This window comes from Streptomyces sp. NPDC059455 (assembly GCF_042750115.1).
Lineage (GTDB): Bacteria > Actinomycetota > Actinomycetes > Streptomycetales > Streptomycetaceae > Streptomyces > Streptomyces endocoffeicus.
Map to the genome: position 1 here is coordinate 24,037 of NZ_JBHYVB010000031.1, position 21,531 is coordinate 45,567.

Consider the following 21,531-nt stretch of genomic DNA (forward strand, 5'->3'; position numbering starts at 1 on the left):
CGCGCCACCCGGCGCGCCGGCGCCGCCCCCGCCCCCCCCCCGCAGGCCCGCGCCCCCCGACTGTTCACTTCCCTTCCGCGCCCCGGGCGCTCTTTCTCGCGCTGCTCACGCCCCTCGCACTGATCGCGCTGCTCGCGCTGTGCACCTGGCAGATCGCCGCCCACGGCCCCCTGCGCACCTACGACGAACGGCTCGGCCGCGCGATCGCCGGCTCGGCGCTCCCCTCGCCCGTCGCCGAGTCCCTCGCCGACCTCGGCAATACGGCGGTGGCGGTCCCCGTCCTGGCCGTCGCCCTCGGCTGGGCGGCGTGGTGCGCCCGGCGCGCGGAAGCGCCGCGCTGGTGGCTGCCGCCGCTGGCCGCCGCGGTGGCGATGGCGGCGGTTCCGGCGCTGGTGGTTCCGTTCAAGGCGCTGATCGACCGCCCCGGCCCGCCCGGGCCGCTGGCGGACGAGACCGGGTTCTTCCCCTCCGGCCATGCCGCGACGGCCGCCGTCGCCTACGGCGCGTCGGCGCTGCTGCTCCACCCTCTTCTGCGCCCGCGGCTCCGGCGGCTCCTCCTGGTGGCCATCGCGGTGCTGAACCTCGCCGTGGCCGCCGGACTGGTCCGGCGCGGCTACCACTGGCCGCTGGACACCGTCGCGAGCTGGTGTCTGTCCGGTCTACTGCTGTGGACGGTGCTCAGGGTCAGCCGATTGAGCCACAACGGTAGAGAGTCCGGTCCCGGCCCGCGGAAACCCGGGGGGGGGGGCCGGGCGGGCCGGCGCGCCCCGCGGGGGCGCCCCGGGGGGCGGGGGCGCCCGGCGCGGGGCCACCCGCACACCCAACCTCCTCAACCCCCACCCCTCCAACCGAGATGCCAGAAGGTATCGGGGGCTCGGAGATGTGTATCAGCGACAGGGCTCCGCCCTCAGCTGTCGAACCCCAGCCCCACCTTGTCCATCGCCTTCAGCCACAGATTGCGGCGCCCACCGTTCTCGTCGGCCCGGGTCATGGACCACTGGGTGATGCCGATCCCCGCCCACCGCACCGGCTCCGGCGGGAAGGGCAAAGGCTTGCTGCTGACCATCTCCAGGCGGGTGCGCTCGGTGCGCTCACCGGCGAGCAGATCGAGCATCACCTCGGCGCCGAAGCGGGTCGCCCCGACGCCCAGGCCCGTATAGCCGAGCGCGTACGCCACCCTCCCGCCGTGCGCGCTGCCGAAGAACGCGGAGAAGCGCGAGCAGGTGTCGATGGCGCCGCCCCACGCGTGGCTGAAGCGCACGCCCTCCAGCTGCGGGAAGCAGCGGAAGAAGTGCCGGGCGAGGGTGCGGTAGGTGGCGGGGTGGTGGTCGTATTCGGCGCGCACCCGGCCGCCGTAGCGGTAGATGATGTCGTAGCCGCCCCACAGGACGCGCTGGTCGGCGGTGAGCCGGAAGTAGTGGAAGTGGTTGGCGGTGTCGCTGAGTCCCTGCCTGCCCCGCCAGCCGATCGCGTCGAGCTGCTCCTCGGTGAGCGGCTCGGTCATCAGCGCGTGATCGTAGACCGGGGTGATGTACGGGCGGACGCGGCGCACCAGCGCGGGGAAGGCGTTGGTGGCGAGCGCCACCCGGCGGGCGCGGACCCGGCCGTACGGGGTGCGGACGGCCATCCCCGCCCCGTCGCTCGCCAGCCGTTCGGCCGGGGTGTGTTCGTAGATCCGTACGCCCAGCTCGGCGCAGGCCCGCGCCAGGCCCCAGGCGAGCTTGGCGGGGTGCAGCATGGCGACGCCGCGGCGGTCCCACAGCCCGGCCAGGAAGGTGGGCGAGTCGACCTCGGCACGCACCGCGTCGCGGTCGAGGAACTCCTGCTCGCCGACGCCGAGTTCGGCCGCCAGCTCGGCGGCCTCGCGCAACTCCGCCACCTGGTACGGCTCGGTGGCCACATCGATCTCGCCGGTGCGCTCGAAGTCGCAGTCGATGCCGTAGCGCTCGACGGCGGACTCGATGGCGTCGAGGTTGTGGTGGCCGAGCCGCTCGAGTTCGGCCAGCTCATCGGGCCAGCGGGCGGCGCCGTTGCCGAGCCCGTGGGTGAGCGAGGCGGCGCAGAAGCCGCCGTTGCGCCCGGAGGCGGCCCAGCCGATCTCCTGGCCCTCGACCAGGACCACCTCGCGGCCGGGGTCGCGCTCCTTGGCGATCAGGGCGGTCCACAGTCCGCTGTAGCCGCCGCCGACGACGAGCAGATCGCACTGCTCCTCCCCGACGAGGGCGGGGCGGGGGCCGGGCCTGCCGGGGTCGTCCAGCCAGTACGGCCGGTACGCGGTGCCGGCCAGTGCCTTGAGTGCGGACGGGGTGGGGACGTCGTCGTCCCCGGACGAGCGGGTCATGGCGTCCGTAGCCATGGGTTTCAGCTCCTCTTGCGGCGGGTGCCGGCCAGTTGGCCGACGAGAACGCACAGCACCGCGACGGCGAACATCGCTGTTCCGATCACATTGATCTGCACGGGTGTGCCGCGCTGTGCGGATCCCCAGACGAACATGGGGAAGGTCACGGTCGAGCCTGCGTTGAAGTTGGTGATGATGAAGTCGTCAAAGGAGAGGGCGAAGGACAGCAGCGCGCCCGCGGCGATACCCGGCGCGGCGATCGGCAGGGTGACGCGCAGGAAGGTCTGCGCCGGGGAGGCGTAGAGGTCCTGAGCGGCCTGCTCCAGCCGGGGGTCCATGGACATCACCCGCGCCTTGACGGCCGTCACCACGAAGCTCAGGCAGAACATGATGTGGGCGATGAGGATCGTCCAGAAGCCGAAGTCGACGCCCATGTTGAGGAAGAGGGTGGCCAGCGAGGCGGCCATCACGACCTCGGGCATCGCCATCGGCAGGAAGATCAGGCTGTTGACCGCGGGGCGGGCCCGGAAGCGGTAGCGGGCCAGCGCGAAGGAGATCATCGTGCCGAGGACGGTCGCGCCGATCGTCGCCCATACCGCGATCTTCAGGCTGAGCGAGAGCGAGCCGCACAGGTCGGCGACGCCGCACGGATCGGTCCAGGCGTCGGTGGAGAACCGCTGCCATTCGTAGTTGAACCGGCCGTTGGGCTTGTTGAAGGAGAAGACCAGGACGACGACGTTGGGCAGGATCAGATACGCGAGGGTGCCGAGCCCCGCGATGATCACCAGGTTCCGCCGTATCCAGCGCGTCAGGGCCGTCACACCAGGTCCTCCGTCCCGGACTTGCGGATGTAGACGGTGACCATCGTGAGGATGGCCGCCATGAGGATGAAGGACAGCGCCGCCGCCGTCGGATAGTCCAGCACCCGCAGGAACTGCGACTGGATGACGTTGCCGATCATCTTCTGGTCGGTGGAGCCCAGCAGTTCGGCGTTGATGTAGTCGCCCGCGGCGGGGATGAAGGTGAGCAGCGTGCCCGCGACGACGCCCGGCATGGACAGCGGGAAGGTCACCTTCCGGAAGATGGTGATGGGGCGGGCGTAGAGATCTCCGGCGGCCTCGTGGAGCCGGGGGTCGATGCGCTCCAGGGAGGTGTAGAGCGGAAGGATCATGAAGGGCAGGAAGTTGTACGTCAGCCCGCAGACCACCGCGAGCGGGGTGGCCAGCACCCGCTGCCCCTCGGTGATCCCCAGATAGCTGGTGACGTCCAGGATGTGCAGCGAGTTGAGCGCGCCCACCACCGGGCCGCTGTCGGCCAGGATCGTCTTCCAGGCGAGGGTGCGGATCAGGAAGCTGGTGAAGAACGGCGCGATGACCAGGATCATCACCAGATTGCGCCAGCGGCCCGCCCGGAAGGCGATGAGGTACGCGAGCGGATAGCCGAGCAGCAGACACAGCGCGGTGGCGGTGGCGGCGTAGAGCACCGACCGCAGGAAGTGCGGGTAGTACTCGGTGAGCGCGTCCCAGTAGGTCTGGAAGTGCCAGGTGACCTTGAAGCCCTCTTCGAGGGAGCCGGTCTGGACGGAGGTCGACGCCTGGTAGATCAGCGGCGCGGCGAAGAAGATCAGCAGCCAGAGGATGCCGGGGAGCAGCAGCCAGTAGGGCACCAGCCGCTTGCAAACGGCCGGCTTGAGGAGGGGTGGCTTCCGCACCGGCCCGGCGTCCGGCGCGACTTCGGGAGTGGCGTCGGGAGTGGCCGTGACCAACCCCCCTCCCCGCTCAGTCCCGGCGCGCTCCGATGCGCGGGCTTCCCTCGTCACTGCTCGCTCCTTCGTCGCTGCGCGGCTCCTCAGTCCAGCCCGCGCAGCGCGCCGGGACACGCTCATGGGGCCTCCTCGTCCAACTCCGTACCGGCGTCGATGTCCTGGGCCGCGTCGAGGCCGAAGGTGTGGGCGGGGTTCCAGTGCAGGACGACCTCGGCGCCGGTGACGAGCCTGGCGTCGCGCTCGATGTTCTGCTCGTAGACGGTGATCTCGGGGCAGTCCGGGGTGGTGATGAGGTACTGGGTGGAGACGCCGATGAAGCTGGAGTCGACGATCCGCCCGGTGATCCGGTTGCGCCCCTCGGGAACGGTCCCGGCGTCCTCGGCATGGGCCAGGGTGATCTTCTCGGGACGCACCCCCACCAGCAGTTTCCCACCCGTGCGGACGGGCGCGCCACATCGGTCGGCGGGCAGGGCGAGCTTGCCGCCGGCTGCGGTGAGGACGAGGTCGCCGCCGCTCTTGTCGGTGATCTCGGCCTCGATGAGGTTGGAGGTGCCGAGGAAGTTGGCGACGAAGGTGGTGCCGGGGTTCTCGTAGAGCTCGGCGGGGGCGCCGCGCTGCTCGACCCGGCCGCCGTTCATCACCGCGACCGTGTCGGCCATGGTCATGGCCTCCTCCTGGTCGTGGGTGACATGGATGAAGGTGATGCCGACCTCGGTCTGGATGCGCTTGAGCTCCAGCTGCATCTGCCGGCGCAGCTTGAGGTCGAGCGCGCCCAGCGGCTCGTCGAGCAGCAGCACCCTGGGGTGGTTGATCAGGGCGCGGGCGACGGCGACGCGCTGCTGCTGGCCGCCGGAGAGCCGCTGCGGTTTGCGGCGCGCGAAGTCACCGAGCTGGACCAGCTCCAGCATCTCCTCGACCTGCTTCTTCACCGATTTGACGCCGCGCCGGCGCAGTCCGAAGGCGACGTTCTCGAAGATGTCGAGGTGCGGGAAGAGGGCGTAGCTCTGGAAGACCGTGTTGACGGGCCGCTTGTGGGGCGGGAGGACGGTGATGTCCTCACCGGCCAGCTGGACGGCCCCGGTGGTGGGGTCCTCCAGGCCCGCGATCATGCGCAGGGTGGTGGTCTTGCCGCAGCCGGAGGCGCCGAGCAGGGCGAAGAAGGAGCCGGCGGGTATGTGCAGATCGAGCGGGTGGACGGCGGTGAAGGACCCGTAGGTCTTGCTGATCCCGGTGAGACGGACGTCGCCGCCGGAGGTGGGCTGGGTCATGGGGGTGCGCTTCCTCGCTTGTCAGGCGCCGGTGAGCTTGGCGAACTTGTCCTCGAATGCCGCCTCTTCCTTGCTGGAGAGCGAGCGGAAGGAGTGGGACTTGGCGGCCATCTCCTCGTCCGGGAGGATCAGCGGATTGTCCGCCAGCGCCTTGTCGATCTTCGCGAGCTCCTCGCGCACCCCGTCGACCGGGCAGACGTAGTTGATGTAGGCGGCGATCTTCGCGGCGACCTTGGGCTCGTAGAAGTAGTCGATGAGCCGTTCGGCGTTCCTCTTGTGGCGCGCCTTGTCGGGGACCAGGAGGTTGTCCGTGGCCGTCATATAGCCGGCGTCGGGGATGGCGAACTCGATCTCGGGGTTGTCCGACTGGAGCTGGATCAGATCCCCGGCCCAGGCCATACAGGCGGCGATGTCGCCCTTGGTGAGGTCGCCGGTGTAGTCGTTGCCGGTGAAGCGGCGGACCTGGCCACGGTCGCACGCCTTCTGGAGGCGGGCGATCGCGGCGTCGTAGTCGTCGGCGGTGACCGTCTCCGGGTTCTTGCCCATGTCCAGGAGGGTCAGCCCGACGGTGTCGCGCATCTCGGTCAGCAGCCCGACCCGGCCCTTGAGCTTGGGGTCGTCCAGCAGCTGCGAGACCGAGGTGACCTTACGGCCGCCGGTGGCCTTCTTGTTGTACGCGATGACGGCGGGGATGCCGGTCCACGGGTAGGAGTGGGCGCGGCCCGGGTCCCAGTCCGGAGTGCGAAAAGGTTTCGCCAGGTTGGTGTAGGCGTGGGGCAGTTGGGCGGGGTCCAGCGGCTGGATCCAGCCCAGCCGGATCATCCGGGCGGCCAGCCAGTCGGTGACGCAGATCAGGTCGCGGCCGGTGTCCTGGCCCGCCGCGAGCTGCGGCTTGATCTTGCCGAAGAACTCGACGTTGTCGTTGATGTCCTCGGTGTACTTGACCTTGATGCCGGTACGGCGCTGGAACGCGTCCAGGGTCGGATGGCGGCCGCCCTTGCCGACGTCCATGTACTCGGTCCAGTTGGAGAAGGCGAGCCGCTTCTCCTCGGCCGAGTGGTCGTCGGAGGCGTTGTCCGACTCCGTGCGCCCCGCGGGCGGGATACCGCAACCGCCGAGCGCCCCGAGCCCGCCGACGGCGATCGCCCCGGCGCCTCCCGCACGCAGCAGGGAACGGCGGGTGAGCGCCATACGGCCGCTGGTCATGGACCGCCGCATCGCGGCGATCTGCGGTGGGGACAGGCTCTCGGGCCCGTGCCGTGCTTCCATAAGCTGTGCCTTTCGAGGGTGTCGGCCGGTGGCGGCCGGCCGAGGCCACGCGGAGGTGGCCGCACATTCAGGTCTGACGGTCAGGTCTGTCGGTCCCCGAAGACCGTGCGGTGCCAGTCCTTGCGGACCACCGCGGTGTTGTCGGACATCACATGCTTGACCTGCGTGTACTCCTCGAAGGAGTACGCCGACATGTCCTTGCCGAAGCCGGATGCCCGCACCCCGCCGTGCGGCATCTCGCTGATGATCGGGATGTGGTCGTTGATCCAGACGCAGCCGGCCCGGATCTCGCGGGACGCGCGGCCCGTACGGTAGACATCGCGGCTCCAGGCGGAGGCGGCGAGACCGTAAGGGGTGTCGTTGGCGAGCGCGATGCCCTCGTCGTCGCTGTCGAAGGGAAGGACGACCAGGACCGGGCCGAAGATCTCGGACTGGACGATCTCGCTGTCCTGGGGCGCGCCGGTGATGAGCGTGGGCCGGTAGTAGGCGCCCTTGGCGAGGTCGCCGCCCGGGGCCTCGCCGCCGGTGACGACGGTGGCGTAGCCGCGGGCCCGCGCCACGAAGCCCGCCACGCGGTCGCGCTGGGCGTGGGAGATCAGCGGGCCGAGGTCGGTGTGCGGATCGAAGGGATCGCCCAGCCTTACGGTCGCCATGAGATCGGCGACGGCGGCGACGAACGCGTCGTACAGCGGGCGCTGCACATACGCGCGGGTGGCCGCGGTGCAGTCCTGTCCGGTGTTGATCAGCGCGCCCGCGACGGCGCCGTGCGCGGCGGCCTCCAGGTCGGCGTCGTCGAAGACGACGAAGGGCGCCTTACCGCCGAGTTCGAGATGGATCCGCTTGACGGTGGCGGTGGCGAGCTCGGCGACCCGCTTGCCGACCGCCGTGGAGCCGGTGAAGGAGGTCATCGCCACGCCGGGGTGGGAGACCAGGCGCTCGCCCGCCTCGCGGCCGGTGCCGCTCACCACGTTGACGACGCCGTCCGGGAGGCCCGCCTCCGTGGCCGCCTGGGCGAACATCAGCGAGGTCAGGGGCGTCAGCTCGGCGGGCTTCAGCACGATGGTGTTGCCCGCGGCGATGGCCGGGAGGACCTTCCACGCCGCCATCTGGAGGGGGTAGTTCCAGGGGGCGATGGAGCCGATGACGCCAATGGGCTCGCGGCGGATGTACGAGGTGTGGTCGCCGCTGTACTCACCGGCGGCCTTGCCCTCCAGGTGGCGGGCGGCGCCCGCGAAGAAGGCGGTGTTGTCTATGGAGCCGGGCACATCGAACTCGGTGCTGAGCTTGATGGGCTTCCCGCACTGCAGCGACTCGGCGTGGGCGAGGTCGTCCGCCCGCTCGGTGAGCGCCGCGGCGAAGCGGTGCATCGCGTCGGACCGCTCGCCGGGGGTGGCGCCCGCCCACTCGGGGAAGGCGGCCTCGGCGGCGGCCACGGCGGCGTCGACATCGGCCGCACCGGCGAGCCGGTAGCTGAACACCTGCTCGCCGGTGGCCGGGTCGACGACCGCGTGCGTGCCCTCGGAGCCGCCCTCGCCCAGACGGCCCGCGATGTACTGGGCACCGTCGGCGAATCGCTCCGTCACGTCGAACCGCTGATCCATCGCGCTCTCCTCCGCCGATCCGCCCATAGGGGCACGGCGTAGCTCCAACCGGAATTGATGGCCGATCCTGACAGAGGAGCAGCGCTTCAACAAGGGATTCCGTTGTTGCTTTTTGGTTTCGCGACGGATTCAGTGATCAGAGTGGGTCCGGCATCACCGTTTCCGAGCCGGACCCCGGTCCGGACGACGGATTGAGCAGCCGGTCCGGAGGCCGGTTGGGACGCCGGCGGGGGCGCCGGTCCGGGGTCCGGCGGGGGCCCCGGACCGGGCGCCGTCTAGAAGACGGAGTCGATGGCGGCGTCCAGCGCGGCGAGGTAGATCGCCGGGAGCACCATGCCGATGATGCCGCAGACCAGACCGGCGGTGGCCGAGCCCCCGTTGTTCGCCTCGCCTCGGCTGACCTTCCCCCTGCCGACGGCGCCGAAGATGATCGCCAGGATGCCGAGGATGACCGCGAAGACCCACAGGAAGTAGGTGATCCCGCAGACCAGACCGACGATGCCGCAGACCAGCGCGGCCGTGCCCATGCCATTGCTCAGCTGCATCGGCATCCCGGCCGCCCCCGGGTAGATGGGCGGCGCGGCCGGGTAGCCGGCCCCGGGGTACTGCGGCGGCTGGGCCGGGGGCTGCGCCGGCGGCGGTGGCGCGGCGTAGGGATTGGCCTGTGGGTCGTACGGTCCCTGCTGTGGGCCGGGTGTGTTGCTGGACATCGTCGGTCTCCCCTCCTGGTTAACGTCCGGCAATGTTATGGGCAGGACTCATGCCTGGACAGCTCGATTGCGCAGGTCGGCGGGGCTGTCGGTGGCGGGTGCGAGAATCCTGGGCATGAAGACGAACGGGGTGGGGGATTCGGTTTCGGCGGAAGGGAGCCCCCCCGGTTTCGGCGGACGGGGGCCCTCGGTCGGTCGAGGAGCTGGTCGAGCGGGCGGCGCGCGGTGAGCGCCTGAAGTACCTGTGGTTCTGGGGGCATCGGCCCAGGCCGGACGGAAGCGTGGGTTCGGGGTGCTTCAGCCAGTGGTGGCCGTCGCCGTTCACCGTGGACGGGGTCACCTACGCGACGGCCGAGCACTGGATGATGGCGGGCAAGGCGCGGCTGTTCGGCGACGCGGAGGCCGAGCGCTCGGCGCTCGGCGCCTCCCACCCCAAGCAGGCCAAGGACGCGGGCCGCGCGGTGCGCGGCTTCGACGAGGAGACCTGGCGGCGCCATCGCCTCGGGCTCGTGGTGGAGGGCAGTGTGCACAAGTTCGGCCGCCACCCCGCGCTGCGCGACTATCTGCTGGGCACCGGGGCGAGGGTGCTGGTGGAGGCCAGTCCGGTGGACCGGGTGTGGGGCATCGGCCTGGCGGCGGACGACGAGCGGGCGGCGGACCCGGCCCGCTGGCGGGGGCTCAATCTGCTGGGGTTCGCGCTGATGGAGGCGCGTCAGCGGCTGATATCGGCGAGCACGGGCGGGAGCACCGCCGGGGCCGAGACCCTGGCATAGCCCGGGTCGTCATCGCTGCCCGAGTCGTCGTCCTCGGCGGCTATGTAGACGAAGATCATGACGACGCTCGCCACCACGGCGATCACCCCGAGGATCACCCCGGCCAGCGCGGAGCCGCCGTTGGTCGCCTCGCCGCTCGCCGCCCTGGAGCGGCCGAGCACCCCGAAGATGATCGCGAGCACACCGAGGATGATGCCGAGCACGATGCTCGCGAAGAGCACCAGGCCGATGATGCCGAGCACCAGGGCGGCCGTGCCGTGGCCGTTGTTCGGCACATACGTCCCACCCGGCCAGCCCTGGCCGTACGCCCCTCCGGGGTAGGCGGCGCCGAGGTAGCCGGAGTCGGGGTAACCCGTGCCGGGGTGAGTGGTGCCGGGGTAACCCGTGCCCGGGTAGGCGTAGCCGGGATGGCCCTGGCCCTGCGCCCCGCCGTACGGGGACTGCTCGTACGGCGCCTGCTGCCCGTACCCGGGCTGGGCGTACCCGGGCTGGGCGTACCCGGGCTGGGCGTACCCGCTCTGGCCGTATCCGTTCGTCGCGTAGCCGGCGGGGCCGTACGGTCCGGCCGGGTAGGCACTGGGCGTACCCGGGCCGGTCGGCGCGGGCGGCGGTGGGGGCACCGCGCCCGGCGGGGTCACCGGGCCCCGTGACCGCGCCGCGCTCGGCGGCGGAGGCGGGGGCGGCGGCGGGGGCGGGGGGCCCGGCATGGCGCGTTGGGAGGTGAGGGTCGGCTGCTCGGCCACCCTGGGCCGGGGAACGGGGGCCGCCGGGGGCCGGGGAGCGGGTATGTCCTGCTCGCCCGCGCCCACCGCGTTGTCCGCCACACCCGCGCCCACCGCGTTGTCCGCCACACCCGCGCCCACCGCGTTGTCCGCCACACCCGCGTCGGCCGCGCCGCCGTCCGCCGCGCCTGTCTCCCCAGCGGCCTTGTCCATCGCGACCCGCCGCGCCGGCGGAGCCCAGGGGTCGCGGTCGAGCGGCTCGGGCTGCCTCGGCAGTCCGGATGGCCGCCGCTCATCCTGCGGCTCGGACGGGTCGTGCTGGTCGGCCATGGAGCTCCCCACAAAGACGTCCGCCCATGCTACGGCCTGTGGCGAGCCCGTCGGCGCCACACAATACGATGACCGGAACCCGCCGCCGGCGGGCGTCTCCCGGAGGTTTTGTTGACCGATCTGACCACCTTCATCGCCGGGCTGCCCAAGGCGGAGCTCCATGTGCACCACGTGGGATCCGCCTCGCCGCGCATCGTGGCCGAACTGGCCGCCCGTCACCCCGACTCCAAGGTGCCCACCGATCCCGAGGCCCTCGCCGAGTACTTCGTCTTCCGGGACTTCGCGCACTTCATCGAGATCTATCTCTCCGTGGTGGACCTGATCCGCGACGCCGAGGACGTCCGGCTGCTGACCTACGAGATCGCCCGCGACATGGCCCGGCAGAACATCCGCTACGCCGAGCTGACCGTCACGCCCTACAGCTCGACCCGGCGCGGCATCCCGGACACCGCCTTCGTCGAGGCGATCGAGGACGCACGTAAGGCCGCCGAGTCGGATTTCGGCACGGTGCTGCGCTGGTGCTTCGACATCCCCGGCGAGGCCGGTCTCGAGGCCGCCGAGGAGACCACCCGGATCGCCTGTGAGCTGAACCCCGAGGGGCTGGTCGGGTTCGGTCTCGGCGGTCCGGAGATAGGGGTGCCGCGCCCGCAGTTCAAGCCGTACTTCGACCGGGCCATCGCCGCCGGGCTGCGCAGCGTGCCGCACGCGGGCGAGACCACCGGGCCGCAGACGATCTGGGACGCCCTGATCGAGTTGCGGGCGGAGCGCATCGGCCATGGCACCAGCGCCGTCCAGGACCCGAAGCTGCTCGCCCATCTCGCGGAGCACCGCATTCCGCTGGAGGTCTGCCCGACCTCCAACATCGCCACCCGCGCCGTCGCCACGCTCGCCGAGCACCCCCTGAAGCAGATGGTCGACGCCGGGGTGCTGGTCACGATCAACAGCGACGACCCGCCGATGTTCGGCACCGACCTCAACACCGAGTACCAGGTCGCGGCCCAGCTGCTGGATCTGGACGCGGCGGGCGTCGCGGCCCTCGCCAAGAACGCGGTCGAGGCGTCCTTCCTGGACGCCGAGGGCAAGGCGCGGCTCTCGGCGGAGATCGACGCCTACACGGTGGTCGCGGGCCGATGAGACCGGCGGGGGCGGGATGCGTCCCGGTCGGCCACCGCGGCGACCCCTATGTGTGCCGTGAGAACACCCTGCCCTCGATCCGCTCCGCGGTGCGCGCGGGGGCGGGCGCGGTCGAGATCGACGTACGGCTGACCCGGGACGGTGTGCCGGTGCTGCTCCACGACGCCACGCTGAAGCGGCTGTGGGGCGAGGACCGGCCGCTGTCCGGGTTGACCGCCGACGAGGTGCGGCAGCTGACCGGCGGGGGCGTGCCGACCCTGCGCGAGGCCCTCGCCCGCACCGGCTCCACCCGGCTGCTGATCGACCTGCCGGACGCGTCGGCCGCGCCCGCCGCCGTCGCCCAGGTGCGGGAGAGCGGGGCGGCCGGCCGGGTGTACTACTGCGGCGCCCTGGCGGCCCTGCACGCCGTGCGCCGCGCGGACCCGGACGCCGAGATCGCGCTGACCTGGACCACGCTGGCCCCGCCGCGTCCGGCGCTGCTGACCGCGCTGCGCCCGCGGTGGCTCAACTACCGCTTCGGACTGGTCTCCCGCGAGCTGGTCGCCCGCCATCACGCCGACGGGCTGCTGGTCTCCGCTTGGACCGCCGACACCCGCCGATCGATGTCCCGGCTGCTGCGGGCGGGCGTCGACGCGATCACCACCAACCGCGTCGCCGCCCTGGCGGCCCTGGTCCGGATGTCCCCCCTTGGTCATGACAGGTGACCCTGCCATGACCAAGTGACAAGCCGGGCGCGGGAATCGGCCCGCGCCGCACGGGAACCACCCCGCCCGGGGCGGACATCGGCCCGCCCCGCGCGGGAGTCAGCCCCGCGTCAGCCCCGCATCAGCCCAGCGACGTCATGACGTGCTTGATGCGGGTGTAGTCCTCGAAGCCGTACGCGGACAGATCCTTGCCGTAGCCGGACTTCTTGAAGCCGCCGTGCGGCATCTCGGCCACCAGCGGGATGTGGGTGTTGATCCAGACGCAGCCGAAGTCGAGGGCCTTGGACATCCGCATCGCGCGGGCGTGGTCCTTGGTCCACACCGACGAGGCGAGGGCGTACTCCACACCGTTGGCGTAGGAGATGGCCTGCTCCTCGTCCGAGAAGGTCTGCACGGTGATGACCGGGCCGAAGACCTCGTTCTGGACGATCTCGTCGTCCTGCTTGAGCCCGGAGACCACGGTGGGCGCGTAGAAGAAGCCCTTCTCGCCGACCCGGTGGCCGCCCGCCTCGACCTTGGCGTGCGCGGGGAGCCGGTCGATGAAGCCGGTGACCTGGGCCAGCTGGTTGGCGTTGTTCAACGGGCCGTACAGCACGTCCTCGTCGTCCGGCGCGCCGGTCTTGGTCTCGGCGGCGGCCTTGGCGAGCGCGCTCACGAACTCGTCGTGGATCGACTCATGGACCAGCACCCGGGTGGCGGCCGTGCAGTCCTGGCCCGCGTTGAAGAAGCCCGCGACCGAGATGTCCTCGACCGCCTTGGGGATGTCGGTGTCCTCGAAGACCACGACGGGGGCCTTGCCGCCGAGCTCCAGGTGCACCCGCTTGATGTCCTTCGAGGCGCTCTCGGCGACCTGCTTCCCGGCCCGCACCGAGCCGGTGATGGACGCCATGGCGGGCACGGAGTGCTCGACCATCAGCCGGCCGGTCTCGCGGTCGCCGCAGATCACGTTGAAGACGCCCTGCGGATGGCCCAGTTCCGCCAGCACCCCGCCGATGATCTCGGCGAACAGCACGGTGGAGGCGGGCGTGGTGTCCGAGGGCTTGATGACGACCGTATTGCCCGCCGCCAGCGCCGGGGCGAACTTCCATACGGCCATCATCATCGGGTAGTTCCACGGTGCGACCTGGGCGCACACCCCGACCGGCTCGCGCCGGATGATCGAGGTGAGCCCCTCCATGTACTCACCGGCCGAGCGGCCCTCCAGCATCCGGGCCGCGCCCGCGAAGAAGCGGATCTGGTCGATCATCGGCGGGATCTCCTCGTCCCGCGTGAGACCGATCGGCTTGCCGGTGTTCTCGGACTCGGTGGCGATCAGCTCCTCCGCCCGCGCCTCGAAGGCGTCGGCGATCTTGAGCAGGGCCTTCTGCCGCTCGCCGGGCACCAGGTCGCGCCAGGCCGGGAAGGCGGCCTCGGCGGCGGCCATCGCCGCGTCCACGTCCGTGGCGCCCGACAGCGGCGCGGTGGCGTAGGGCTCGCCCGTGGCCGGGTTGACCACCTCCGTGGTCCGCCCGTCCGCGGCGTCCCGGAACTCACCGTCGATGTAGTTGCGCAGACGACGCAGTTCGGTGGTCACGTGCCACCCCTCCTGTCAGCTGTCCGATGGGTGAGACACCCACAGTAGTCGCCGGTGCTGCGTTTTCAACATACCCGCCACACCAGAACGACGGAATCAGTGTTTTCGAGGCCCCTCAACGACGAAATTCATCGAAGAAGGGTTGCGACACGGGCGAGGCTCGTGCACAGTGAGGGTCGTGGCCACACCTGACAAGAACGGCACGCCGACCCTCGACTCCGTGTCCCTGGCGATCATCGAGCAGCTCCAGGAGGACGGTCGCCGGCCGTACGCCGCCATCGGAAAGGCCGTCGGGCTCTCCGAGGCCGCCGTACGGCAGCGTGTACAGAAGCTGCTCGACCAGGGCGTGATGCAAATCGTCGCCGTCACCGATCCTCTCACCGTGGGGTTCCGGCGGCAGGCGATGGTCGGCATCAACGTCGAGGGCGATCTCGACCCGGTCGCGGACGCGCTGACCGCCATGGACGAGGTCGAGTACGTGGTCGTCACCGCGGGCTCCTTCGATCTCCTGATCGAAATCGTCTGCGAGGACGACGATCACCTCCTCGAAATGATCAACAAGCGGATCCGCACGCTGCCCGGTGTGCGCTCCACCGAGAGCTTCGTCTACCTCAAGCTCCGGAAGCAGACCTATACCTGGGGAACGAGATAGCAATGAGCGCCGACCTCTCCAAGACGGCGTACGACCACCTGTGGATGCATTTCACCCGCATGTCGTCGTACGAGAACTCCCCCGTGCCGACGATCGTGCGCGGTGAGGGCACGTACATCTACGACGACAAGGGCAAGCGGTACATCGACGGTCTGGCCGGCCTGTTCGTGGTCAACGCGGGCCACGGCCGGGTCGAGCTGGCGGAGACGGCCTACAAACAGGCCCAGGAGCTCGCCTTCTTCCCGGTGTGGAGCTACGCCCACCCCAAGGCCGTCGAGCTCGCCGAGCGGATCGCGGGCTACGCGCCCGGCGACCTGAACAAGGTCTTCTTCACCACCGGCGGCGGCGAGGCCGTCGAGACCGCGTGGAAGCTGGCCAAGCAGTACTTCAAGCTGATCGGCAAGCCCACCAAGTACAAGGTCATATCCCGGGCGGTGGCCTACCACGGCACTCCGCAGGGCGCCCTGTCGATCACCGGTCTGCCGGGGCTCAAGGCCCCCTTCGAACCGCTGGTCCCCGGCGCCCACAAGGTCCCGAACACCAACATCTACCGCGCCCCGATCTTCGGTGACGACCCCGAGGCATTCGGCCGCTGGGCCGCCGACCAGATCGAGCAGCAGATCCTCTTCGAGGGCGCGGACACCGTGGCCGCGGTCTTCCTGGAGCCGGTGCAGAACGCGGGCGGCTGCTTCCCGCCGCCGCCCGGGTACTTCCAGCGGGTCCGCGAGATCTGCGACCGCCATGACGTGCTGCTCGTCTCGGACGAGGTCATCTGCGCCTTCGGGCGGGTGGGCACGATGTTCGCCTGCGACAAGTTCGGCTACGTTCCGGACATGATCACCTGCGCCAAGGGGATGACCTCCGGCTACTCCCCGATCGGCGCGTGCATCGTCTCCGACCGGCTCGCCGAGCCCTTCTACCAGGGCGACAACACCTTCCTGCACGGCTACACCTTCGGCGGCCATCCGGTCTCGGCCGCGGTGGCCCTGGCCAACTTCGACATCTTCGAGCGCGAGGGACTCAACCAGCATGTGCTGGACAACGAGACCGCGTTCCGCTCCACGCTGGAGCGGCTGCACGATCTGCCGATCGTCGGCGATGTCCGGGGGAATGGTTTCTTCTACGGCATCGAGCTGGTGAAGGACAAGGCCACCAAGGAGTCCTTCGACGAGGAGGAGACCGAGCGGATCCTCTACGGCTTCCTCTCCAAGGCGCTGTTCGAGAACGGCCTGTACTGCCGGGCCGACGATCGCGGCGACCCGGTCGTCCAGCTGGCCCCGCCGCTGATCGCCGACCAGGCCGTGTTCGACGAGATCGAGCAGGTGCTGCGGACGGTGCTGACGGAGGCGTGGACCAAGCTCTGAGGCTGCCTCGGCGGCTCAAGGCCACATGTGTCACACCTGGCTGCCTCGGCAGCTCAAGGCCACATGTGTCACGCCCGGCTGCCCCGGCAGCTCAAGGCCACGTGCGTCACGCCCACTTGAGGGCGAACCACAGCTCCATACGGACGTCCGCGTCGCCCAGGTCCACATCCAGCAGGGCCCCGGCGCGGGCGATCCGCTGACGGACCGTATTGCGGTGGACCTCCAGCGCCACCGCCGTACGGTCCCAGCTGCCGTGCAGCGACAGCCAGACCCTCAGTGTCTCCAGCAGCGCGGGGGCGCCCTCGAGCGGCGCGAGCAGGGCCCGGCCGTGCGCCCCCGCCTCGGCCGGGTCCACCAGCGAGCCGACCCCACCGGCGCGGACCGGGCCGTCCCGCACCAGCGGTACCCGTTCGGCGACCGCCCGCCGCAGCGCACGGGCGGCGTCGGCGCCGCCGCGCGTCAGGTCAGCGGCCGGTACGGGCGCCCCGACGCCGAGGGTCCAGCCGGGCTGCGCCCGTACCTCCCCCTCGCCCGGGACGAGGGCGCTCAGCGCGTCCCCGTCGAGATCGACCAGCGGCGTTCCGAGCCCGGCCGCGAGCGCCGCCGTGGCCAGCAGCCCGTCGTCCCGGCCGCGGCCGCGCCGCCGCCCGTGCACCACGGTCCACAGCCCGCCGCCCTCCGGAGGCTCGGGGGACGTCCCCTGCTGTCCGGGCTGCCCCGGCGCCGCCTGCTGCCCCGGCGCCCCCTGCTGTCCCGACTGCCCCGGCGCCCCCTGCTGTCCCTGCTGTCCCTGCTGTCCCGGCGAGGGACTCAGCAGCCCCGCCACCCGCGCCGGTTCGGCGCCGAGCATCAGCCGCACCAGCGCCGATGTGCGCTCGGTCTCGGCCCCGACCACCCGACGGGCCGTCAGCAGCGACAGGAGCACCACGGCCACCCCCACGATCGCCCCGTCCGCCCCGTCCCGCCGGGGGGCGCAGACGCCGAGCGCGAGCCGGTCCTCCGGCCCCGCCGGGCCGCCCAGCCCGTACGCGGTCAGCAGCAGTTCCTCACCGGCCGCGCCGGTCGCCCTGCCCGCCGCCGAGGACGGGCCCGAGCGCAGCCGCGCCGCGAGCGCGCCGAGCGCCTTACGGGCCTCACGCGGCGGCCGCGGTCCGGCGGCCGCCAGTTCCGCGCCGTCCGGGGCGTCCGGGCCGGCCGGCCCGTAGAGCACCGTCCAGGCCCCGAGGTGCTGGCCGAGCTGGCGCAGCACGGCCGGTACGGGGTGCGGCCGCGCCGCGGCCGTCGCCAGTGACTGCTGTGCCTCGGTGAGGCTCCGCAGCTCATGGTGGCGGCGCTCGGCCATCGCGTCCCATACGGCGCTCGCCACGGCCGTGAAGGTCGTCTGCCGGGGCACCTCCACCAACGGCAGCCCGTGCCGGTCGCACGCCTCGGCCAGCGCGCGGGGCACCGTGTCGTGCACCGGCGCGATACCGAAGCCGAGCGCCGCCGCGCCCGCCTGGACCGTACGGGCCACATAGCGGTCCCAGTAGGTGCCCGCGCCCGCCGCCTCCGGGCAGTGCACCCCCGCGCTGAGCAGCAGCTCCCCGCCGAGCAGATACGGGACGGGGTCCTCCATCTCGCTGGTGTGGACGAAGTACACGGGGGTGTCCGTCTCGCGCCCGCCCGCGACCTGCCGCAAGCCCAGGGCTGGGTGGCGAAGGAGGGTGGAGAGCGGGACGGGGGCCGTCGGGGGGACGCGGTCGTTCATCACGGCGGGGCCTCGCGAGGGGATGGTTCGTACATCCCGGGGATCGGGAGTGGAGGAAACGTACACTTCCCGGACGCTTCGGCGACACCTAGGGTCTCCGTCACTCCCCACATTCCCCACACTCCCCCGGGGCTCGATCCCCGCGGACCGCCGGGACCTCCCCGATCCCGTGCGTCTCCGCCCGCCCGACGCCCCGACCTCCCGACCGCTAGCCGACCCCCGCCGGACCGAGGAGCACCGCCATGACCGCTGTCGACTACACCGTGATCGTCGTCTATCTCGCGGGCATGCTCGCGCTCGGCTGGTGGGGGATGCGCCGCACCAGCTCCACCAGCGACTTCCTGGTCGCGGGGCGGCGGCTGGGCCCGCTGATGTACTCCGGGACGATGGCCGCGATCGTGCTCGGCGGCGCGTCCACCATCGGCGGCGTCGGCCTCGGCTATCAGTACGGACTCTCCGGCGCCTGGATGGTCATCGCCATCGGCCTCGGGCTGCTGGCGCTGTCGGTCTTCTTCTCGGCGCGCATCGCCCGGCTCAAGGTCTACACGGTCAGCCAGATGCTGGACCTGCGCTACGGCGGCTCCTCCGGGCTGATCTCGGGCATCGTGATGTGGGGCTACACCCTGATGCTGGCGGTCACCTCGACCATCGCCTACGCCACCATCTTCGATGTGATCTTCGGGCTGGACCGGGTCGTCGCCATCGTGCTCGGCGGGGCGATCGTGGTCTGTTACTCGACGCTCGGCGGCATGTGGTCGATCACCCTCACCGACATGGTGCAGTTCGTGGTCAAGACGGTGGGCGTGCTGCTCCTGCTGCTGCCGATCGCGGTGGTGAAGGCGGGCGGCTTCGACGCGATGAAGGCCGAACTCCCGCACGGCTACTTCTCCCCCATGGGCATCGGCGGCCAGACCATCTTCACCTATGTGCTGATCTACTCCTTCGGCATGCTGATCGGCCAGGACATCTGGCAGCGGGTCTTCACCGCCCGCGATGACCGGGTCGCCCGCCTCGGCGGCACCGCGGCCGGTACGTACTGCCTGGCCTACGCGGTCGCGGGCGCGATCATCGGCACGGCGGCCAGGGTGCTGTACCCCAAGCTGGGCGCCCCGGACGACGCGTTCGCGACCATCGTCAAGGACGCCCTCCCGGTGGGCGTGAAGGGGCTGGTGCTGGCCGCCGCGCTGTCCGCGGTGATGTCCACCTCCTCGGGCGCGCTGATCGCCTGCGCGACGGTGGCCAACAACGACATCTGGGCCCGGCTGCGCGGCCGTACGCTCCGTACGGCCGGCGCCTCCCATGACGAGATCGGCGGCAACCGCGTCTTCATCCTCATCATGGGCGTCGCCGTGATCGGCATATCCGTGGCGCTCAACGATGTCGTCGAGGCACTGACCGTCGCCTACAACATGCTGGTCGGCGGGTTGCTGGTGCCGATCCTGGGCGGGCTGCTGTGGAAGCGCGGCACGGGCGCGGGCGCACTGGCCTCGGTCGGTGTCGGCGGCCTTACGGTCATCGCGCTGATGGGGTGGAAGGGCATCCTCGCCAACGAGCCCATCTACTTCGGGCTGCTGGCCTCGCTGGTGGCGTATGTGGCGGTCAGCCTCGCCACCAAGCCGACGGACGCGGCGATCCTCGACCTCTGGCGGCGACGGCTGGCCGGTGAGCCCGCCGCCCCGGCCTCGGAGACCACCAGTCCGGCCACCGCGGGCGCCTGACACCGCATCACGCTCGCTCTCTTCGATACACATCGTCAGAAAGGCACCAACCCATGCCCACCGCACAGCGCGCGCGTCACGGCGGCGATCTCGTCGTGGAGTCCCTCACCGCGCTCGGGGCGAGCACCGTGTTCGGGCTTCCCGGACAGCACGCTCTCGGGGCGTTCGACGCGCTGCGGCGGTCCGGGCTCACCTATGTGGGGCTGCGGGTGGAGAACAACGCCGGGTTCGCCGCCGACGCCTTCGCGCGTGTCACCGGCACGGTCGCGCCGCTGCTGGTGTCCACCGGGCCGGGGGCGCTCATGACGCTCGCCGCGCTGCAGGAGTCGGCGGCGGCCTCCGCGCCGGTCCTCGCCATCGGCAGCCAGGTGCCGACGGCGGGGCTCGGCGGCGGGCGCAAGGGCTATCTCCATGAACTCGTGGACCAGAAGGCGTCGTTCCGCGATGTCGTGAAGTCCGTCCACACGGTCCGTACCGCCTCCCAGATCCCCTCCGCGGTCGCCGCCGCCTGGGCGTCCGCGCTGGAGGCCCCCGCCGGGCCGGTGTGGCTGGAGATCCCGCAGGATGTACTGCTCGCACCGGTCTCCGTGCCGCCGGTGACCTCCCTGCGGGCCGAGCCCCGACCGCTGCCGCCCCGGCCCGAGCTGACGGCGGAGGCGGCGAGGCTGCTGAACGCCGCCGAGCGTCCGGTGATCCTGGCCGGGGGCGGAGTGGTGCGCGCCGGGGCTCGGCAGGAGCTGCGGGCGCTGGCCGAGGCGCTGGACGCGCCCGTGGCGACGACCTTCGGCGGCAAGGGCGCGTTTCCATGGGATCATCCGCTCTCGCTCCAGTCCTGGCTGGAGGACGCGCACACCACCGAGTTCCTGGAGGACGCCGACGTCCTGCTGGTCGTCGGCTCCGGACTCGGTGAACTCTCCTCCAACTACCACACGTTCCGCCCGCGAGGCCGCCTCATCCAGATCGAGGCAGACCTCGGCAAGCTGGAGTCCAACCATCCGGCGCTCGGCATCCACGCCGACGCCCGCGAGGCGCTGGCCGCCCTCGCCGAGGCCGTCACGCCCCGCCCGCCGGGCACGGCGGCCAAGGCCGCGGCCGGGCTGCTCACCCGGGTGCGGGAGCGGATCGACGCGCAGAGCCTGGAGTTGGAGCGGCGGGTGCTGGACGCGGTGCGGGACGCGCTCCCCGATGACTCCCCCAGCTTCTGGGACATGACGATCCTCGCCTACTGGGCCTGGTCCGCCTTCGATCCGCGAGCGGGCGCCCTGCACTCGGCACAGGGCGCGGGTGGCCTCGGTTACGGCTTCCCGGCCGCCCTCGGGGCCGCCGCCGCGGACCGCGACCGGCCGGTGCTGGCCGTGTCGGGCGACGGCGGCGCCATGTACTCGATCGCCGAACTCGCGACCGCCCATCAGTATCAACTCCCCATCACCTGGCTGATCGTGGACGACGGCGGCTACGGCATCCTGCGCGAGTACATGACGGACACGTTCGGCGAGGCGACCGCCACCGAACTGTCCCGCCCGGACTTCGTCGCGCTGGCCGAGTCCTTCGGCGTCCCGGCGGTCCGTACCACACCCGAGCGGCTGCGTGCGGACCTCGCCGGCGCCCTCGCGGCCCCCGGGCCGTCGGTCGTGGTACTGCCCGCACTGCTGCGGATGTTCGCGCCCACCCACCTCGACCGGCTCGCCGACAGCGGCCCCAATGACGACCCCGACGGCGACCCCGGTCCCGATCAGCGCTGCTCGGAGCCCGACCCCGATCAGGGCTGATCGGAGGAAATGGGCGCCACCCGCGCCGAGCCTGGACGCGGGCCCCCACGCGAGTCCTTACCGTGCCAGTGACCCATTGGCTCCGCGCTCGTTC

General features: G+C 71.5%; 18 protein-coding genes and 1 pseudogene. 8 read left to right on the top strand and 11 right to left on the bottom strand.

The genetic code is table 11. The annotated features are described in order from the left end of the window. Positions 1 to 178 precede the first annotated feature (178 nt). The gene (locus ACFXB5_RS13830; RefSeq protein ID WP_385206772.1) at positions 179 to 406 is read right to left on the bottom strand and encodes a hypothetical protein; all 228 of its coding nucleotides are present in this window, start codon (positions 404 to 406) and stop codon (positions 179 to 181) included. On the opposite strand from ACFXB5_RS13830, the pseudogene ACFXB5_RS13835 reads away from it, so the two are divergent. Next, positions 372 to 629 (top strand): annotated as a pseudogene (locus ACFXB5_RS13835) (phosphatase PAP2 family protein); the annotation flags it as partial. The gene ACFXB5_RS13830 and the pseudogene ACFXB5_RS13835 sit on opposite strands and share 35 nt — an antisense overlap. A gap of 278 nt (positions 630 to 907) precedes the next feature. Here the strand turns inward: ACFXB5_RS13835 and ACFXB5_RS13840 are convergent. The 7 genes from ACFXB5_RS13840 to ACFXB5_RS13870 all read right to left on the bottom strand — a co-directional run bounded on the left by ACFXB5_RS13840 (position 908) and on the right by ACFXB5_RS13870 (position 8,951). Beyond that, positions 908 to 2,356 (bottom strand): NAD(P)/FAD-dependent oxidoreductase, encoded by a 1,449-nt coding sequence (locus tag ACFXB5_RS13840; RefSeq protein ID WP_385206658.1) that lies wholly within the window; start codon positions 2,354 to 2,356, stop codon positions 908 to 910. A gap of 5 nt (positions 2,357 to 2,361) precedes the next feature. Next, positions 2,362 to 3,159: an ABC transporter permease gene (locus ACFXB5_RS13845; RefSeq protein WP_201850789.1), complete on the bottom strand. Its 798-nt coding sequence runs from the start codon at positions 3,157 to 3,159 to the stop codon at positions 2,362 to 2,364. Next, positions 3,156 to 4,223: an ABC transporter permease gene (locus tag ACFXB5_RS13850; RefSeq protein ID WP_385206661.1), complete on the bottom strand. Its 1,068-nt coding sequence runs from the start codon at positions 4,221 to 4,223 to the stop codon at positions 3,156 to 3,158. Before ACFXB5_RS13850 ends, ACFXB5_RS13845 begins: the two co-directional genes overlap by 4 nt. Further along, the gene (locus ACFXB5_RS13855; protein ID WP_385206664.1) at positions 4,220 to 5,371 is read right to left on the bottom strand and encodes an ABC transporter ATP-binding protein; all 1,152 of its coding nucleotides are present in this window, start codon (positions 5,369 to 5,371) and stop codon (positions 4,220 to 4,222) included. The genes ACFXB5_RS13850 and ACFXB5_RS13855 overlap by 4 nt, the downstream gene beginning before the upstream one ends. A 21-nt stretch (positions 5,372 to 5,392) precedes the next feature. Next, positions 5,393 to 6,640 (bottom strand): spermidine/putrescine ABC transporter substrate-binding protein, encoded by a 1,248-nt coding sequence (locus tag ACFXB5_RS13860; RefSeq protein WP_385206666.1) that lies wholly within the window; start codon positions 6,638 to 6,640, stop codon positions 5,393 to 5,395. Positions 6,641 to 6,720: 80 nt separating this feature from the next. Then, positions 6,721 to 8,241: a gamma-aminobutyraldehyde dehydrogenase gene (locus ACFXB5_RS13865; protein WP_385206669.1), complete on the bottom strand. Its 1,521-nt coding sequence runs from the start codon at positions 8,239 to 8,241 to the stop codon at positions 6,721 to 6,723. A gap of 275 nt (positions 8,242 to 8,516) precedes the next feature. Further along, on the bottom strand, positions 8,517 to 8,951 hold the full coding sequence (locus tag ACFXB5_RS13870; protein WP_385206672.1) for a DUF4190 domain-containing protein: 435 nt from the start codon (positions 8,949 to 8,951) through the stop codon (positions 8,517 to 8,519). 137 nt (positions 8,952 to 9,088) lie between these two features. On the opposite strand from ACFXB5_RS13870, the gene ACFXB5_RS13875 reads away from it, so the two are divergent. Continuing rightward, positions 9,089 to 9,724, top strand: coding sequence for an NADAR family protein (locus ACFXB5_RS13875; protein WP_385206764.1), 636 nt, complete (start codon positions 9,089 to 9,091; stop codon positions 9,722 to 9,724). On the opposite strand, the gene ACFXB5_RS13880 is transcribed toward ACFXB5_RS13875, so the two are convergent. After that, positions 9,664 to 10,776, bottom strand: coding sequence for a hypothetical protein (locus ACFXB5_RS13880; protein ID WP_385206674.1), 1,113 nt, complete (start codon positions 10,774 to 10,776; stop codon positions 9,664 to 9,666). The genes ACFXB5_RS13875 and ACFXB5_RS13880 overlap by 61 nt on opposite strands. A gap of 111 nt (positions 10,777 to 10,887) precedes the next feature. Here ACFXB5_RS13880 and ACFXB5_RS13885 point away from each other — a divergent pair, with 111 nt between their 5' ends. Both ACFXB5_RS13885 and ACFXB5_RS13890 read left to right on the top strand, forming a co-directional pair. Further along, positions 10,888 to 11,910, top strand: a complete 1,023-nt coding sequence (locus tag ACFXB5_RS13885; RefSeq protein WP_385206676.1) for an adenosine deaminase — start codon at positions 10,888 to 10,890, stop codon at positions 11,908 to 11,910. After that, on the top strand, positions 11,907 to 12,614 hold the full coding sequence (locus tag ACFXB5_RS13890) for a glycerophosphodiester phosphodiesterase (RefSeq protein WP_385206678.1): 708 nt from the start codon (positions 11,907 to 11,909) through the stop codon (positions 12,612 to 12,614). Before ACFXB5_RS13885 ends, ACFXB5_RS13890 begins: the two co-directional genes overlap by 4 nt. Positions 12,615 to 12,735: 121 nt before the next feature. Here ACFXB5_RS13890 and ACFXB5_RS13895 read toward each other — a convergent pair whose 3' ends face one another. Continuing rightward, entirely contained in the window at positions 12,736 to 14,187 is a 1,452-nt protein-coding gene (locus ACFXB5_RS13895) for a gamma-aminobutyraldehyde dehydrogenase (protein ID WP_385206680.1), read from the bottom strand. A 178-nt stretch (positions 14,188 to 14,365) separates the two neighbouring features. On the opposite strand from ACFXB5_RS13895, the gene ACFXB5_RS13900 reads away from it, so the two are divergent. Further along, complete coding sequence (locus ACFXB5_RS13900) at positions 14,366 to 14,839, top strand: Lrp/AsnC family transcriptional regulator (protein WP_020868121.1); 474 nt, start codon at positions 14,366 to 14,368, stop codon at positions 14,837 to 14,839. Between the two features lie 2 nt (positions 14,840 to 14,841). After that, positions 14,842 to 16,203, top strand: coding sequence for an aspartate aminotransferase family protein (locus tag ACFXB5_RS13905; protein ID WP_385206683.1), 1,362 nt, complete (start codon positions 14,842 to 14,844; stop codon positions 16,201 to 16,203). 106 nt (positions 16,204 to 16,309) lie between these two features. Here ACFXB5_RS13905 and ACFXB5_RS13910 read toward each other — a convergent pair whose 3' ends face one another. Further along, positions 16,310 to 17,950 carry a PucR family transcriptional regulator gene (locus tag ACFXB5_RS13910; protein WP_385206686.1) on the bottom strand — a complete coding sequence of 547 codons (1,641 nt, stop codon included), beginning with the start codon at positions 17,948 to 17,950 and terminating at the stop codon, positions 16,310 to 16,312. A 242-nt stretch (positions 17,951 to 18,192) separates the two neighbouring features. Between ACFXB5_RS13910 and ACFXB5_RS13915 the strand changes: the two genes are divergently transcribed. Together ACFXB5_RS13915 and ACFXB5_RS13920 are read left to right on the top strand one after the other, a co-directional pair. Further along, positions 18,193 to 19,668 (top strand): sodium:solute symporter, encoded by a 1,476-nt coding sequence (locus ACFXB5_RS13915; protein ID WP_385206689.1) that lies wholly within the window; start codon positions 18,193 to 18,195, stop codon positions 19,666 to 19,668. 53 nt (positions 19,669 to 19,721) lie between these two features. Beyond that, positions 19,722 to 21,437, top strand: coding sequence for a thiamine pyrophosphate-binding protein (locus tag ACFXB5_RS13920; RefSeq protein WP_385206691.1), 1,716 nt, complete (start codon positions 19,722 to 19,724; stop codon positions 21,435 to 21,437). Positions 21,438 to 21,531: the final 94 nt, after the last annotated feature.